This is a genomic window from Chryseobacterium sp. IT-36CA2 (assembly GCF_949767875.1).
Lineage (GTDB): Bacteria > Bacteroidota > Bacteroidia > Flavobacteriales > Weeksellaceae > Chryseobacterium.
In genome coordinates this window covers 257,522-272,615 of the sequence record NZ_CATKPG010000023.1, presented here as the reverse complement: position 1 = coordinate 272,615, position 15,094 = coordinate 257,522, and the positions used below count along the sequence as shown (strand labels likewise).

The window sequence follows — 15,094 nt, the reverse complement described above, 5'->3', positions numbered from 1 at the left end:
AATGCAAACTGATTCGTTGTTATTTATCAATCCAAATGTGGTATTAAAACCTTTCGAAACAATTGGAGGGCAACTCATGAATTTTAATAAAGACTTTTATTGTGTAGAAATCCATGACCAGGAAGTAGCCTGTGATGGAATATTATACAATAATGTCTTTGAAATCCCATCTATTAATTTGAATCAAGAGCAGTCTGCTGACATCCAAAGGATCATAGGGGAAATCTAGTCTGAAATGGAGCTTGAAGATTCAAATACGGAGGAAGTGTTGTGAATACTTCTAAAAATGATTATATTGAAATCTACAAGAATTTGAAAGGAGCAGCATCAATTGGTTGATGTTGAGCAGCAGGCAAATGTACAGTTTTTGAGAAAGTTCAGTAAGCTGATCGAGAAGCAAAGAACTCCATACGGTTGCTGATTATGCAGACCTGCTTTTCATTACTCTTAAAGACTTAAGTAAAAAATAGGATTTGTCAGTAAGGAAACGCCCAATGAAATTATAAAAAATCATATTATTCTTGAAAGTAAAAGGTTTCTGGCTTACACCTCAATTACCGTAAAGAAATTGCTATAATCTGAATTACAAGGATGATGCCTATTTTATCCGTTTTTTTACAAAAAGCGCTGGGGCTCACCCATCACTTTTAGAAAGCAGTTCAAATAAATACCATTACCTCAATAATGCATCCATACTGCTTTAAAACTTTTTCCGGAATTATAGTTTAAAGATATAATATTAATAGAAGTTATTTCCAGAACTCATCAGCATACACCTCTTTTTTCTCAGGGTGAATATGATCCAGTTCTTTTCCGATCCAGTTCAGAACAGCATTGTTAAGTTTTTCCTCCAAATGGGGAAACCAGTCCCGTTCTTCAAAACGGATATGCTGCTCAAGAAGGTCCGCAAAGTCAGAAAGCAGACGGGTATCTTCCGAGTGTTCGATTTGAGAAGCCAGTACCTTTATCTGAATATGTTCTGACCGGATGCGTTCAGTATATTCATCCTCAAGATGAGCACAAAGGATCTGTTCTTCTTCTCTGAAATGTTCTTCCAGATAATTGTGCCAGAAGTGAAGAATATACTTTTTAATTCTGTCCGTTTCAATTTCCTTCTTCAGTCCTTGTCTGATTTTCCAGCTGCAAAGCAATCCGAAATGATGATCCCGTGAAAGAAGAATTATATTTTTGTTACGTTTCATGATTTTTAAAAAAAATTAAAGAGGAAACTAAACCTCATAGATTTCAGAAACTTATGAGGTTTAAAGTAAAGATTATATTATCGTTTTTCTTTTAATGACCAGCCGAATTTTAACCCGATGATAAAAACAACCAGCAAAAATTCTCCGGCAGCTAGTAAAATATCCCCGGGAACCCGCATCCATCTTAAGAAATGCATGATATCCGTCTGCATAAATTCTGCGGAACGGGCATACCAGTATCCTTCTTTAATAGAGGCTACCGATTGCATAATACCTATAGGAAGAAGGCTTATCGTCACCATAACCAATAATCCGATATTGGTCAGCCAGAAAGCCCAACCAATTAATTTGTCATTCCATTGGCGGTCCGGGTACAGACCTCTGAGGACAAACATCATTAATCCGATTCCTAAAATTCCATATACGCCGAACAGGGCAGCATGGCCATGAACGGCCGTTGTGTTTAATCCTTGGATATAATACAGGGCAATCGGAGGATTGATGGCAAATCCGAAGATTCCTGCTCCTAGGAAATTCCAGAAGCACATGGCGATAAAACAATATATTGGCCATTTGTAAGCCTGAATCCATTTTGTAGATTTGCTGAGCTGATAATTCTGATAGGCTTCATAACCAATCAGGACAAGAGGTACAATTTCCAATGCACTGAAGGTAGCCCCAAAAGCAAGCACAGCAGTAGGCGTAGCGCTGAAATACAGGTGATGGAAAGTACCTAAAATACCTCCGCCAAGGAAAATAATAGTAGAAAATAATACCGCATTGGTAGCGGATTTCAGGCGTAATAATCCCAATCTTGTAAATAAGAATGCCGCCACTACGGTAGCAAAAACTTCAAAGAAACCTTCTACCCAAAGGTGTACAACCCACCATCTCCAATATTCGGCAATAGCCATATGAGTTTGCCTTCCATACATCAGACCGGCGCCATAGAACATGGCAATTGCTACAGAAGAAAGAGTAAACAAAAGGAGTAAGTGGCGGTCTCCGTCTTTACGTCTTAAAGCAGGAAGTAATGCTCTTACCATCAAAATCAGCCAGAGAATCAGCCCGATCAGCAATAAAATCTGCCAGATTCTCCCCAGTTCTACATACTCATATCCCTGATGTCCCCATAAAAAGTTATCTACCAACCCTAATTTTTGCATCACTCCCAGCCATTGCCCGGTTAAAGATCCTAACACAACGATCAGTAACGCTCCAAACAATACATTGACACCCAATTTCTGATATTTGGGCTCATATCCTGAAACCGCTGGTGCTATATACAATCCCGTAGCCAGCCATGAGGTAGCAATCCAGAATATTGCCAGTTGGACATGCCAGCTTCTGGAAACAGATTGAGGAAGAAACTGATCTAAAGGAATGCCGTAGAAACCACTTCCTTCGACTCCATAATGGGCTGTAATGACTCCGGCAAGCATCTGAACCAGGATTAGTAAGGCAACCACCCAGATATATTTTAAAGTAGCTTTCATAGATGGAGTAGGCTTCATATTCCGCAGAGGATCTTCAAGAGGAAGCGCTTCGTTGATTTCTTCCTCTTTATTCCTTGCGTGATAAAATACCAGAAGTCCAACACAAGCCAACAGTAACAATACACTGAATCCTGACCACAGGTGAAGCGATGGAGGTGGAACATTTCCTAAAGCCTCATCATGAGGCCAGTTGTTGGTATAGGTGACATCATCTCCGGGTCTTTCTGTGATGCAAACCCAGGTACTCCATGCAAAAAAGGCATTCATTCTGGCCATCCTTCCGCTATCTTTGATGGTATTTTTGGGAATGGCATACTGATCACGCAGTTCCGACATGGAAGGATCATTCATGAATAATCTGGAGTAGTATTGAGAAAGTTGCTTTTGTACTTTTGCTCTTTCAGGAGAAAAGACGATCTCATTTTTATTTTCATTGAAAGTATTGGTACGGAGCTCCTTTTTCAGCAGTACCTGATACTTTGCCTGTTCATCATCAGGAAGTTCTTTGTATGTCTTACCTTCCTTTTTGGCCAGTTCGTCAAGCAGAAGAACCGCTTCCCGATGAAGATAATCGGCAGTCCAGTCAGGGGCAATATAAGCGCCATGTCCCCAGATGCTTCCCACGGTCTGTCCTCCAATAGACTGCCATACATTCTGACCATCTTTAATGTCCTGCCCCGTGGCAATCACTGTACCGTCCGCACTTACTATTTGATCCGGAATCGGAGGAACTTTTCTATAGATTTCGGTTCCGTAAAATATAAGAACTGCAAATGAGGCAATCATCACAATAGCAAGTCCTATCCAAAGTTTTTTAGGTGTCATCCGGAGAAGTTTTTAAGATTCAACAGTAAATTCTTTTTCCAGCTGAATGGCCTTTGGGAAAAGAATATTGTTTTCCAGATGAATATGCTTGTGCAGATCATTTTCAAAATCCTGGAGCATGGCAAAGGCTACTTTGTATGTGTTGCAGGCATCGGCAGGGGGAAGATATTCATCTGTGATCTCCGCTATTTTTCTGAAGCGTTCTCCTTCCACAGTATGCTCATGCTGCATCATATTCACCGGGTTCTCCACGGTGCCGAACGCTGGTTGTGACAGATGGCTGCCTGATATTTTAGCTTTAATCATATTTCTTACAAAAGGAAACAGAATAAGCTCTTCTTTTTTCATATGAGCGGCCAGGTCGTGGGCTGATTCATTAAATAAGGTGTTGATCTCGAATAATTCAGGATGCCTGCCCCCGTGAACTTTACATAGTTTATCCAGGAAGGCCTGCAAGACAGGAGTTTTCTCTTCTACATAACGATGGTGCGTTTTCTCAATATAATCTGCCAGAAGGTCCAGTGGCCAGCTGTTGAAATCGATGGAAGAGCTTTCGTTTTTTGGGATTGCCTCCAGTTCTGCATAAATTTTTTCAGGATCGAGTTTCTTGTTGCTGCAGGCCTCTTCTATCGTTCTTCCGCCTTTGCAGCAGAAATCGATTCCGTGTCTTTTAAAGATAGCAGCGGTTCTGAAGTCTTCGGCTACCATATTTCCTATTAAATCTGTTCTTGTATTCATAATATAATACTTTTTTGTCTTTTATTGTTTTAAATTTTTTTGATTACTTTTTGAGCGAAAGAATGTACTTTACCATCTGTTGAGCGTCGTCTTTGCTTAATCCTTCATGAGGCGTCATCGGAATATCCCCCCAGTTGCCTTTTCCTCCGTCAATGATTTTCTGAGCCAGCTGATCAATATCTTTTTCGGTGTATTTTACAGCTACATCCTGGTAAGAAGGCCCGATTAATTTGGCATCTATTTTATGACAGGCAAGGCAATCAGCTCCTTCAATCAATGTAAGGCCGGGATCACCGGAAGTGTTTGGGGCAACAGCCGGTTCGAGGGTACTGACAGGTTGAGACGGCGCTTGTCCTGTGGAAGGTTCAGGTACTGGTATAGGAGTTGTTCCGCTTTTGTCAGAGCATGATAAGTTTATTGCTAATACACTCAAAATCATTGCTATATTTATAAGTTGTGCTTTCATAATAATTGATAATGATTTATACTTTTTGTGCAAGAATGGACACCGCACAAAGGTTGTTCTCAAATTTTTTGAATGTTTTTCTCATTTGCATTATCCTGCAACGGATTTTAGGCTGCATGACTACATTTCCCGCGATTTTCAGGAATCCGGAAAAGCCTTCATCGCTGATTATTCTTTTAATTTCCAACAGGTGCATCGGTGCTGTTTCTGTTTTTAAAACCTTAAATCCCTCTTTTTCCAGTAAATGAGTCCATTCCGGAATGGTGAGTGGACGGGTATTTACCTTCAGGGTTAAAGCGAGCTCCTTCTGAATCTGTAATTTTACATTTTCATCCAGACTGTCAGGAGCGAGGGCCAGCTCATGGATGGCATAAAAGCCCTTAGGTCTCAGGATTCTTGAAGCTTTCTGAATAATCTCAGATTTTCTGTGATCGGCATGCATGCTCAGCATAGCTTCACCATATACTTTATCGGCGGATTGATCAGCTAGTGAACTCTGTGCCGCATTTCCCAGTTGAAATTGTGCAGAAGTATGTTTGAAATTCTTTTTCAACAGGTTTACAGACTCCTGTTCGGCATCAATGCCTATATAAGATTCCGGATTTTTTTCCAGAGTGAGTTTTGCGGTAAAACCAAGACCCGGAGCAAATTCGACTACACGATCACCGGGGGTAATATTCAGCATAGCCAGCATCTCTCGGGTAAGCGCTAAACCTCCCGGACGAAGGACTTTTTTACCGATCCTGGCCAGCAGCCAGTGGGCGGACATTTTTTCAATAGGATCTGTTTTCATTGGGTTGGGTTTTAAATTGTAATACAACAGCCAGGATCAGAATAATGGCTTTTGATGTTTCGGCATAAATAAAACAATCATGCAGCGGAGTAGGAGCCAGTGGCTTACCGGATGAAATAAGATCTGCCCGTTCATCTAAAACCGGAAGCATCCAAAACTGTTCTAAGACCAGGATAGAAAGTAAAACAATGATGATTGTAAAATCAAATTTTGTATAGTGGTTCTGGCTAATTGTCATGAATATTAGAATCAGGATCAGAAATAGGGCCTGTATTTTTGTAGAGATTCCGAACATCAGTTTCCCCAACCCCAAAGCTGTTGAAAGTGTTATTCCCTCTACCTGAAACTTCAGAGGAGTTTCTACAAAGCTTACTGTTATAAACATTCCTGCCATAAGGCAGAATAACATGAGTATAACAGGGTTTTTAAGATAGAGTTTCATTTTGTTGGATTATTTAATACATTAATACCTTTTTATCTTTTATTGATTTAAATTTTTTTATGCCTTAAGGTAGGTCAATTTTAAATCCAGGTTATCTACAAACATTTGTACTTTGGATGTTTCAAGCATAATGCGAAGATCCTGTCTGATACTTTTAAACTGGTTATGGAGAGGACAGGGATGAATTTCAGAGCATTGATCGAGCCCGAGTCCGCATCCGGAAAACAGTTTATCACCGTCAATTTCCCTAACAATATCAGCAATATTGGTGTCCAGGTTTTTCTCATCCATATAGAAACCTCCATTCGGTCCCTTTGCGGATTGTACAAATCCTTTTCTGCTCAGGTCCTGAAGGATTTTCGCGATAAAATGCTCAGGAGAATTAATGCTCTTTGAAATGTCTTTGATTCCGACCCTGCTGTCATTTTTAGACTGCTGGGCAATATAAATTAAAGCTCTTAAAGCATACTCGCAGGTTTTGGAAAACATTGTAACTGATTTTATAGGGCAAATATATAAACTTATTTTTAATAAAAGATAAAAAACTCTTTTATTTTAATGAGGCTTGATAAAGATCATGAAAAGGTTTGGTAAGCATCTATTATTTTTATCATATCATTAGTTCCGGCGTCCATCGGCTCTTCGGCAACTGCAATACGATATTTTGAATTTTGTATCAGTATAGCGCTGATCAATTTTTTTGAACTTTATGAAAAGAGCAGCCATTACAATGCTTTTCAGGATCACTTGAGTGCTGTGGATCCTTTTGTAAAAGACTTTGTTCATAAACAGGCTCTAAGCTTTCGGCTGGAGGAATGCTTGAAGACCATGCTGTAAAGGCTTCCAATAAACTGTTGGTGGGAAGAATGAATGTTCAGAATCATGTAAGTTTTGCCATGGATTATTATGAAATGATGATATGGCTACTGGCAGTATTTCTGTTGCTGATTCTTCTTTTTCCCTATCTCAACCGTACTGCCCTTTATTTAAAATCCCACAGATTATCACCTGCATAAACGTCATAGAGAAGATTAAAAATAGCTCCATAAATGATTTTTTTTGTGTTACAAAAGTACTGAAAACGAACTTAATTCTTTAAGCTCAATCGTTTTAATTAGTTTGTTTTTTACAAATAATTAGAATGTTTTTTACAATATCAATTAACTTTTATTTTATAAATTTTTAACATAAATTAAAAAAAAATTAAAGCAAAATGACTTACATTTGCTGATATACTATTTCTAATCCCCTGAATTTTCAATATTACGGCTGAATGTTATTATTTAGAACGTCTTTTTGTTTTTATATTTTTACTCTGTTTTTCATTTTCAGCTCAGATAGAGCTGGCAAAACATTGGTAAATGTTGTTTCGTTTAAACATCCCGTACGCAGTGGAGCGAATCGATGTATTAAGAAGTACAACAATGTAAAGGCTGTTGAAGTTGAGAATAAGAGTTTTTCTAAATATCTAAATTACTTTGATATTCCAGATAAATCGGAGAATTGTCCCGAGGTCCTCATTAAAGTTGTTCGGAAGGGTCTGCCTGTTTCTTCTGGAGACATATTTTGTGCCGTAAAATCCTATCTTCATTTACTCCAGCTGTTTTAAACTGATATTTCCAATTATTTTTTTCGTAAAGTTTCAGTTATAAAATTCTATAATGAATATAAAAAGTTTCATATTATGCGTAAGCGCATTATTATGCGCATTATCATGTGGTAAAAACAATCCCAATAAAAATAAAAACACTAAAGAAGTCCCCGTTCTTGAGGTAAAACAAAAAGATACGTTGATCAACAGCCAGTTTGTTACCGATATACAGGCCAAAAGAAATGTTGAAATCCGCTCCAGAATTGACGGTATCATTCAACATATTTATGTCAATGAAGGGCAGTTTGTAAAAAAAGGGCAGTCGCTTTTCAAGATCAATGATGCTGAGTTACAAATGGATCTGTTAAAGGCTGAGGCCAGGTTTAAACAGACAAAAGCCGACCTTCGGATTGCTGAGGTTGAACTCAAGCAGATTGAGAGTTTATATGCTAAAAAGTTTGTTGCTGCTAATGAGTTTGAACTTGCTAAAGCCAGGTTGGCATCTGCGCGCGCAAAATGTTCTTTTGCCGAAGCTGAGAAAAAAGCGGTTATCCAGCAGATTAATTTTACATTGATTACAGCGCCATTCGACGGTGTGATCGATGTCATTCCTCATAAAAGCGGAAGCCTGGTCAATAACGGAACACTGCTTACGACACTTTCGCAACTGGATGAGGTATATGCTTATTTCTCCATTCCTGAAAATAAATACTTTGAACTTTTGGCCAGTGATAAATTAGGAAAGCATCAGAAGATTGAGCTTACCCTTCCTAATGGAACAAACTATCAGTTTAATGGTACGTTAAAATCTGCTGAAAGCGAGATTGACCGTGCTACCGGATCTATCAGGTATAAGGTGCTTTTTCCAAACCCACAACATATCATCAAGCATGGGACTTCCGGTAAGCTGACCATTTCCGATGTTCAGAATGATGCACTCCTCATTCCGCAAAAATCAACCTTTTCAATTCAGGATAAAACCTATATATTCCTGGTGGATAAGAATAATAAAGTAAAGATGACCAATATTAAAGTAGGTTCGGCCATAAAGAATTCTTATCTGGTTGAAAGCGGTATCAAAAAGGGAGATCTGATTATTTATGAAGGAGCGCAGTCTCTTAAAGATGGGGATGTCATCAAAATTAAAGACCGATTATAATTCTTAAATAGTTGATTATGGTAGAAATGTTTATAAAGCGAAAAGTACTTTCGCTGGTGATTTCCATTGTCTTTGTTTTGATAGGAATTATGGCGCTGACTAAGATGCCGATCACCCAGTTTCCTGACATCGTTCCCCCTTCAGTAACCGTGACGGCAAAATATACCGGGGCGAATGCAGAAGTTTCCGCAGATGCGGTTGCCTTACCCCTAGAGCGTGCTATTAATGGTGTGCCGGGGATGACCTATATGTCAACCGTTACTTCAAATGATGGGCTGACCGTTATACAGGTCTTTTTTGAAGTGGGTACTGATCCGGATTTGGCTGCAGTGAATGTACAGAACCGGGTAACTACAATTCTTGATGAACTTCCTGAGGAAGTAATCCGGGCCGGGGTGACTACTGAAAAGGAGGTTAACAGCATGCTGATGTACCTCAATATTACCAGTACTGATCCCAGCCAGGATGAACAGTTTATTTACAATTTTACAGATATTAATATTCTTCAGGAACTCAAGCGCCTGGATGGAGTGGGGAGAGCCGAAATTATGGGGCAGAAGGAATATTCCATGAGGGTCTGGCTCGATCCCCAGAAAATGGCGGCATATAATATTTCCACAGAAGAAGTAATCAGTTCCCTGCAGAAACAGAATATTTCCGCAGCTCCGGGAAAGGTAGGAGAATCTTCCGGTAAAAAGGCAGGCCAGATTCAGTATGTTGTAAAATACAGAGGAAAGTTTTTTGAGCCTCAGCAATATGAAGAAATTCCTGTTAGAGCGGATGAAGAAGGAACAATACTAAAACTAAAAGATATCGCAAAAGTTGAATTTGGAGCGATGACTTATGGAATGGTTTCGAAAACCGATGGAAGGCCATCAGCATCAATCATGATGAAACAAAGACCGGGATCCAATGCCTCTGAGGTTATCCAGAATGTCAAAAATAAAATGGCGGAACTGAAAGAAGGCTCGTTTCCACCGGGGATGGATTATAACCTTGCGTATGATGTTTCAAGGTTTCTGGATGCTTCTATCCATGCTGTTTTAAAGACCCTTATCGAAGCCTTTATTCTGGTGGCGGTAGTTGTTTTTCTTTTCCTTCAGGACTGGCGTTCTACGCTTATTCCGGTGCTTGCTATTCCCGTGGCATTGGTAGGTACATTTGCTTTTATGGATATGCTGGGTTTTTCACTTAACCTGTTGACTTTATTTGCGCTGGTTCTGTCCATCGGTATTGTTGTAGATAATGCCATCGTTGTTGTTGAGGCTGTTCATGTCAAAATGGAAGAAGGGCATATGCCTTTTGAAGCCACTATAATGGCAGCCAAAGAAATAGCGGGTGCAGTAATAGCTATAACCTTGGTTATGTCAGCGGTTTTCATTCCTGTAGCATTCCTGGATGGTCCTGTAGGAGTATTTTACAGGCAGTTTTCGCTTACTTTGGCAATCAGTATTGTAATTTCCGGTATTAATGCGTTAACGCTTACCCCAGCTTTATGTGCACTCTTATTAAAGCCTCATAACCATGATGGCAAGAAAGGTTTATTGGATCGTTTTTTCAGTGTATTTAATACCATTCTTGACAGAGTTACCAACGGTTATGTAAAAGTCCTGTCAAAATTTGCCACCCGGACAACAGTAACTTTCGGACTCCTGACTTTATTTATACTGCTAACGGGACTGACGTCAAAATTTCTGGCATCGGGATTCATTCCTATGGAAGACCAGGGGATGGCCTACGTAAGTGTTACCACGCCCCAGGGAGCGACGGTAGAAAGAACTGAAAAGGTACTTGATGAAATCACCAGGATCGCAAAAAAGATGGATGGGGTAGAAAATGTAACGACTCTTGCAGGATATAATGTGGTCACTGAAATTGCAGGATCATCCTATGGAATGGCGATGATCAATCTTAAGGACTGGAAAGAAAGAAATATATCTGTGGATGACTTTATTAAAGAATTAAATGAGAAAACGAAAGGGATTGCTGATGCGGAAATTGAAGCTTTTGCGCCCCCAACGGTTCCGGGATTTGGGAATACCAGCGGCTTTGAACTTCGTCTACTGGACAGAACCGGCGGAAGTATTGAAAATATGGATAAAGTAACCAAGGATTTTGTCAAGAAACTGAATGAAGCTCCCGAGCTTAAGAACAGCTTTACCAGCTTTGATGCTACTTTCCCTCAGTATATGGTGAATATTGATTATGATATGGCGGCTAAAAAAGGAATTTCAGCAGATAATGCAATGTCCACTTTACAAACTTTACTGGGATCCTATTACGCGACCAATTTCATCCGGTTCAGACAGATGTATAAAGTTATGGTTCAGGCAGGGCCTGAATTCCGGGATACTCCCGAGAGCATATTGAACCTGTACTTAAAAAATGACAAAGGTGAAATGGTGCCTTTTTCAACTTTTATAACCATGGAAAGAGTATATGGACCTGAGGTGCTTACGCGCTATAATATGTATATGTCTGCAATGATCAATGGAGAGGCTGCTGAGGGCTTTAGTTCAGGTGACGCTATTGCTGCAGTAGATAAAATAGCAAAAGAAACTCTTCCTAAAGGCTTAGATATTGAATGGTCGGGTATGACCCGCGAAGAGATCTTATCAGGAAATCAAACGGTTTATATTTTCCTGGTCTGCCTGATTTTCGTCTACCTTTTACTGGCAGCACAATATGAGAGTTTTCTGCTTCCTATGCCGGTGCTATTAAGCTTACCAACAGGGATTTTCGGTTCTTATATCGCTCTGCTGGTTTGTGGTCTTGACAACAATATTTATGCTCAGGTGGCATTGGTGATGCTGATAGGGCTGCTTGCCAAAAATGCGATATTAATTGTGGAGTTTGCCATTGCAAGTTACAAGGAGGGGAACAGCATTATTTCAGCTGCTATTGAAGGAGCAAGGCAGCGTCTTCGTCCCATTCTAATGACCTCTTTCGCTTTTATTGCCGGATTGATTCCATTATGTGTAGCATCAGGTGCCGGAGCAGTTGGGAACCGTTCTATTGGAACCGCAGCCGCAGGGGGTATGTTAATCGGTACCGTCTTCGGTCTTATCATCATTCCTGGTCTTTACATTTTCTTTGCAACCCTTGAAAACAGAAAAAAAGCATGAAACGAATTCAATTAAAACTTATATTTTGGAGTATCACAGGACTGTTCATGACTTCCTGTGCTGTTCCTAAAGTAGCATCAATGAAGGAAGCCGATAGATTACCGAATCCCGTTGCTGTTGATTCAGCTGCCGGCAGATCAGAATTTTCAGGAATAGATCTTAAGGGCTATTTTACGGATTCCCATTTATTGTATCTTTTTGAGGAGGTAAAAAAAGCCAATCCTGACTTTAAAATAGCCCAGCAAAGAGTAGAAATAGCCAACAGCTTTTTAAAGCGGTCAAAAACAGAATTACTGCCTTCTCTGGAAGTTGGAGTTCGGGTTTCCGGTGACCGGTATGGAAAATATACAATGGAAGGGGTTGGGAATTATGATACAAATCTTTCCTCGAATATCAGTGAGGAACAAAAGATCAATACTTCCTTTACCCCGAATTATTGGATGGGTGCCAGAAGCAGTTGGGAAATTGATGCCTGGGGAAAACTAAAAAATAAGAAACTTTCAGCTCAGAACAAATTCCTGGCATCAACAGAAGGTTTAAAGCTTCTTCAGACTGATCTTTTTACAGATATTGCCAATTTATATTATGATCTGATCACTTTAGACAAGCGATTAAAAATCTATCAGGATAATTACAACCTTCAGAAGCGGGCCTTTGAAATTATCAAAGCACAGCGTGAAGTTGGTAAGGTAACTGAGCTGGCTGTACAACAGTTTAAAGCACAGAACAATAACTGGCTGGCAGAAATTGAACATATTAAAGTAGAAATAGTCACTGTAAAGCAAGCCATATCAACACTAACGGGGGTATACGGGGGTGATATACAGAGAGGAGACACGCTTCTGCCTACGAATTTTAATATCCTGAATTCCAATATCAATGTTGATAAGATAATTCATTCCAGGCCTGATGTGATTTCAAACTATTATTATCTTAAGGCTTCACATGCTGATGCCAAAGCAGCAAGAGCTTCTTTTTATCCTAAGATTGATATTGGAGCAGGATTAGGAATTAATTCCTTTTCAGCCGAAACACTTTTCAAACCAGCCTCCTTGGCTGGACAGATTTTAGGAGGTTTGATGGTCCCTGTTTTTAACAAAGGCCAGCTGCAATATGAATTTAAAGTTGCTGGCATAGAACAGGAAATTGCATTTCTGAATTACCAGAAGAGTGTTACTACTGCCTTCAATGAGCTGCAATCTATTCTGAAACAGACTCAAATATTTCATAGAGTTTTAGAACTTAAAGAAGAGGAAGTGAATTTTTTAGATAAGGGAATAGAGGTGTCTAATGACTTGTATGTTACGGGTTATGCAAACTACTTTGAACTGATCAATGCTCAGAAAAGCAAGCTGCAAGCCGAGCTTGATCTTCTCAAATTTCAACATGAAAATACCAGAAATAATGTGTTGTTATTTAAAGCGTTAGCAGGTAAGTTACAATGATATATTAGTTAGTTGATTTTATATGTTAGTAAGGCTGTCTCAGAAATGGGACGGCTTTTTGTTTATAGGGGGAAGAAAACAGCGTTCTTTTAACACTTTTTTAATCTCTATTATTTGCAATCATTTTGAAGTTTACTTACATTTGTGCCTGCGATGAAAAGAAAATTTTATCAATATCTATGCAGTTTGTTATTTGCTCTGTTAACCGTCTTAGGATGGTATTACGGGCAACTTCAGCAATATGTATCTGTAGAGAATAATAATGAGTTAGGTTTTCATTTCACGACAGATATTTGTAGTACGTGTGATAAAAGTCCTGGGAAGTCATTCGTTTTGACTAAAGAGAATGAGGGTGAGGATTTATATAATATTAGCCGTCCCCATTACAATAAACTTCGTGCAAATCTTTCTGAAAATGATAGTGAAAATGACGAAAATCTAGAAACATCAGCGTCTTCAGAATTGGCCATGCTTTTAAGAGGTGATTTCTGGCGTTTAATTTCAGGTTTCGTTATCACATTTCATGATAAACAAAATGCGGTTTCATTCGCTCATTCCGAACATTTAATTATACCTTACGATGATCTGTATATCCAATACAGGGTCATCCGACTGTGATCTTATACTATTTTTCACGAAAAAATTTAAGGTTTTCATGACATGTTCTGAAAACCAATAACTCTATTTTTCAAATTTAAAATATTATAAAAATTATTATCATGGTCAAGAAAAGTCTCATGTATATCAACCTGTGCCTTATTCTGTTGTGTCAAAGCTGCCAATCTGAAAAAAAAGAAAAAAAAGAAGCAGCATCTTTCAATGTCACAAGTCCGCTTGTAAAAGATACTTTAATAGATAAAGATTATGTAGCACAGATCCGTTCAATCAACCATATTGAGCTTCGTGCCCAGGAAAAAGGATATATTCAGGGTATTTATGTAGATGAAGGGCAATTTGTTCACAAGGGACAGTTGTTATTTAAAATTATGCCTAACCTTTACGAGTCTGATGTAAATCGTGCCAAAGCAGAGGCAAAATATGCTGAAATCGAATATCAAAATACTAAAAATCTTGCAGCTAAAGACATTGTTGCTCCACAGGAAATGGCGATGGCAAAAGCAAGATATGAAAAAGCTAAAGCCGAACTTTCTTCAACCAATACCCATTTAGGTTTCACAGAAATCCGCGCTCCGTTTACAGGAATTGTTGGAAGATTGCACGTAAGAAAAGGAAGTTTGGTTGATGACGGAGAATTAATCACCGAGCTTTCCGACAACAGTAAAATGTGGGTGTATTTCAACGTTCCCGAAGCTGAATATTTAAATCAAATGGGGGAAAGAAAAAATAACGATCCGATGCACGTGCGCCTGAGAATGGCCAATGGAAAAGAGTTTACTCAGGATGGTGTTGTAGAAACTATCGAATCTGATTTCGATAATGAAACCGGAAATATTGCTTACAGAGCAACTTTCCCGAATCCAAAAGGATTATTAAGATATGGGGAAACCGGAAACGTTGTTATCACTTCACCCTATGCCAATGCTTTAATGATCCCTCAGAAAGCAACTTTTGAAGAATTAGAGAAGAAATATGTCTACGTTATCACAAAAGATAATAAAGTAAAAGCGAGAGAAATAAAGATTGCTGCTGAATTACCGCATCTGTATGTTGTAGCTTCAGGTCTTGGAAAGGATGAAAGAATTCTTCTGGACGGTCTTAGAATGGTTCAGGAAAACCAAACGATCAGTTCAAAATACCAGACCCCTGAAAAAGTAATGTCGAATCTGGATCTGTATGCCGAGTAATTAGAAA

General features: G+C 39.0%; 14 protein-coding genes. 7 read left to right on the top strand and 7 right to left on the bottom strand.

The features are described 5' to 3' along the window. Nucleotide 1 precedes the first annotated feature (1 nt). Nucleotides 2-229, top strand: a complete 228-nt coding sequence (locus ACM6F9_RS18165; protein WP_062676327.1) for a hypothetical protein — start codon at nucleotides 2-4, stop codon at nucleotides 227-229. Nucleotides 230-749: 520 nt separating this feature from the next. On the opposite strand, the gene ACM6F9_RS18160 is transcribed toward ACM6F9_RS18165, so the two are convergent. From ACM6F9_RS18160 to ACM6F9_RS18130, 7 genes are all read right to left on the bottom strand, one after another. Then, nucleotides 750-1,202, bottom strand: a complete 453-nt coding sequence (locus ACM6F9_RS18160) for a hemerythrin domain-containing protein (protein ID WP_414847014.1) — start codon at nucleotides 1,200-1,202, stop codon at nucleotides 750-752. 77 nt (nucleotides 1,203-1,279) lie between these two features. Next, nucleotides 1,280-3,523 carry a nitric-oxide reductase large subunit gene (locus ACM6F9_RS18155; protein WP_414847013.1) on the bottom strand — a complete coding sequence of 748 codons (2,244 nt, stop codon included), beginning with the start codon at nucleotides 3,521-3,523 and terminating at the stop codon, nucleotides 1,280-1,282. Between the two features lie 12 nt (nucleotides 3,524-3,535). After that, on the bottom strand, nucleotides 3,536-4,261 hold the full coding sequence (gene ric / locus ACM6F9_RS18150; RefSeq protein WP_414847012.1) for an iron-sulfur cluster repair di-iron protein: 726 nt from the start codon (nucleotides 4,259-4,261) through the stop codon (nucleotides 3,536-3,538). Between the two features lie 43 nt (nucleotides 4,262-4,304). Further along, nucleotides 4,305-4,727 (bottom strand): c-type cytochrome, encoded by a 423-nt coding sequence (locus ACM6F9_RS18145; protein WP_414847011.1) that lies wholly within the window; start codon nucleotides 4,725-4,727, stop codon nucleotides 4,305-4,307. 16 nt (nucleotides 4,728-4,743) lie between these two features. Continuing rightward, entirely contained in the window at nucleotides 4,744-5,520 is a 777-nt protein-coding gene (locus tag ACM6F9_RS18140; RefSeq protein WP_414847010.1) for a class I SAM-dependent methyltransferase, read from the bottom strand. After that, nucleotides 5,501-5,962 carry a hypothetical protein gene (locus tag ACM6F9_RS18135; RefSeq protein ID WP_414847009.1) on the bottom strand — a complete coding sequence of 154 codons (462 nt, stop codon included), beginning with the start codon at nucleotides 5,960-5,962 and terminating at the stop codon, nucleotides 5,501-5,503. The genes ACM6F9_RS18140 and ACM6F9_RS18135 overlap by 20 nt, the downstream gene beginning before the upstream one ends. Nucleotides 5,963-6,019: 57 nt before the next feature. Beyond that, nucleotides 6,020-6,451, bottom strand: coding sequence for an RrF2 family transcriptional regulator (locus tag ACM6F9_RS18130; RefSeq protein WP_414847008.1), 432 nt, complete (start codon nucleotides 6,449-6,451; stop codon nucleotides 6,020-6,022). Nucleotides 6,452-6,777: 326 nt separating this feature from the next. Here ACM6F9_RS18130 and ACM6F9_RS18125 point away from each other — a divergent pair, with 326 nt between their 5' ends. The 6 genes from ACM6F9_RS18125 to ACM6F9_RS18100 all read left to right on the top strand — a co-directional run bounded on the left by ACM6F9_RS18125 (nucleotide 6,778) and on the right by ACM6F9_RS18100 (nucleotide 15,087). After that, on the top strand, nucleotides 6,778-6,978 hold the full coding sequence (locus ACM6F9_RS18125; protein ID WP_414847007.1) for a hypothetical protein: 201 nt from the start codon (nucleotides 6,778-6,780) through the stop codon (nucleotides 6,976-6,978). A 645-nt stretch (nucleotides 6,979-7,623) separates the two neighbouring features. After that, a complete protein-coding gene (locus tag ACM6F9_RS18120; RefSeq protein ID WP_414847006.1) occupies nucleotides 7,624-8,712 on the top strand; it encodes an efflux RND transporter periplasmic adaptor subunit in 1,089 nt (362 codons plus the stop codon). 17 nt (nucleotides 8,713-8,729) lie between these two features. After that, nucleotides 8,730-11,837, top strand: a complete 3,108-nt coding sequence (locus tag ACM6F9_RS18115; protein ID WP_414847005.1) for an efflux RND transporter permease subunit — start codon at nucleotides 8,730-8,732, stop codon at nucleotides 11,835-11,837. Next, a complete protein-coding gene (locus ACM6F9_RS18110; RefSeq protein WP_414847004.1) occupies nucleotides 11,834-13,282 on the top strand; it encodes a TolC family protein in 1,449 nt (482 codons plus the stop codon). Before ACM6F9_RS18115 ends, ACM6F9_RS18110 begins: the two co-directional genes overlap by 4 nt. A 186-nt stretch (nucleotides 13,283-13,468) precedes the next feature. Further along, nucleotides 13,469-13,900, top strand: a complete 432-nt coding sequence (locus ACM6F9_RS18105; RefSeq protein ID WP_414847003.1) for a hypothetical protein — start codon at nucleotides 13,469-13,471, stop codon at nucleotides 13,898-13,900. 101 nt (nucleotides 13,901-14,001) lie between these two features. After that, nucleotides 14,002-15,087 carry an efflux RND transporter periplasmic adaptor subunit gene (locus tag ACM6F9_RS18100; protein ID WP_414847002.1) on the top strand — a complete coding sequence of 362 codons (1,086 nt, stop codon included), beginning with the start codon at nucleotides 14,002-14,004 and terminating at the stop codon, nucleotides 15,085-15,087. The last annotated feature ends 7 nt before the right edge of the window (nucleotides 15,088-15,094 follow it).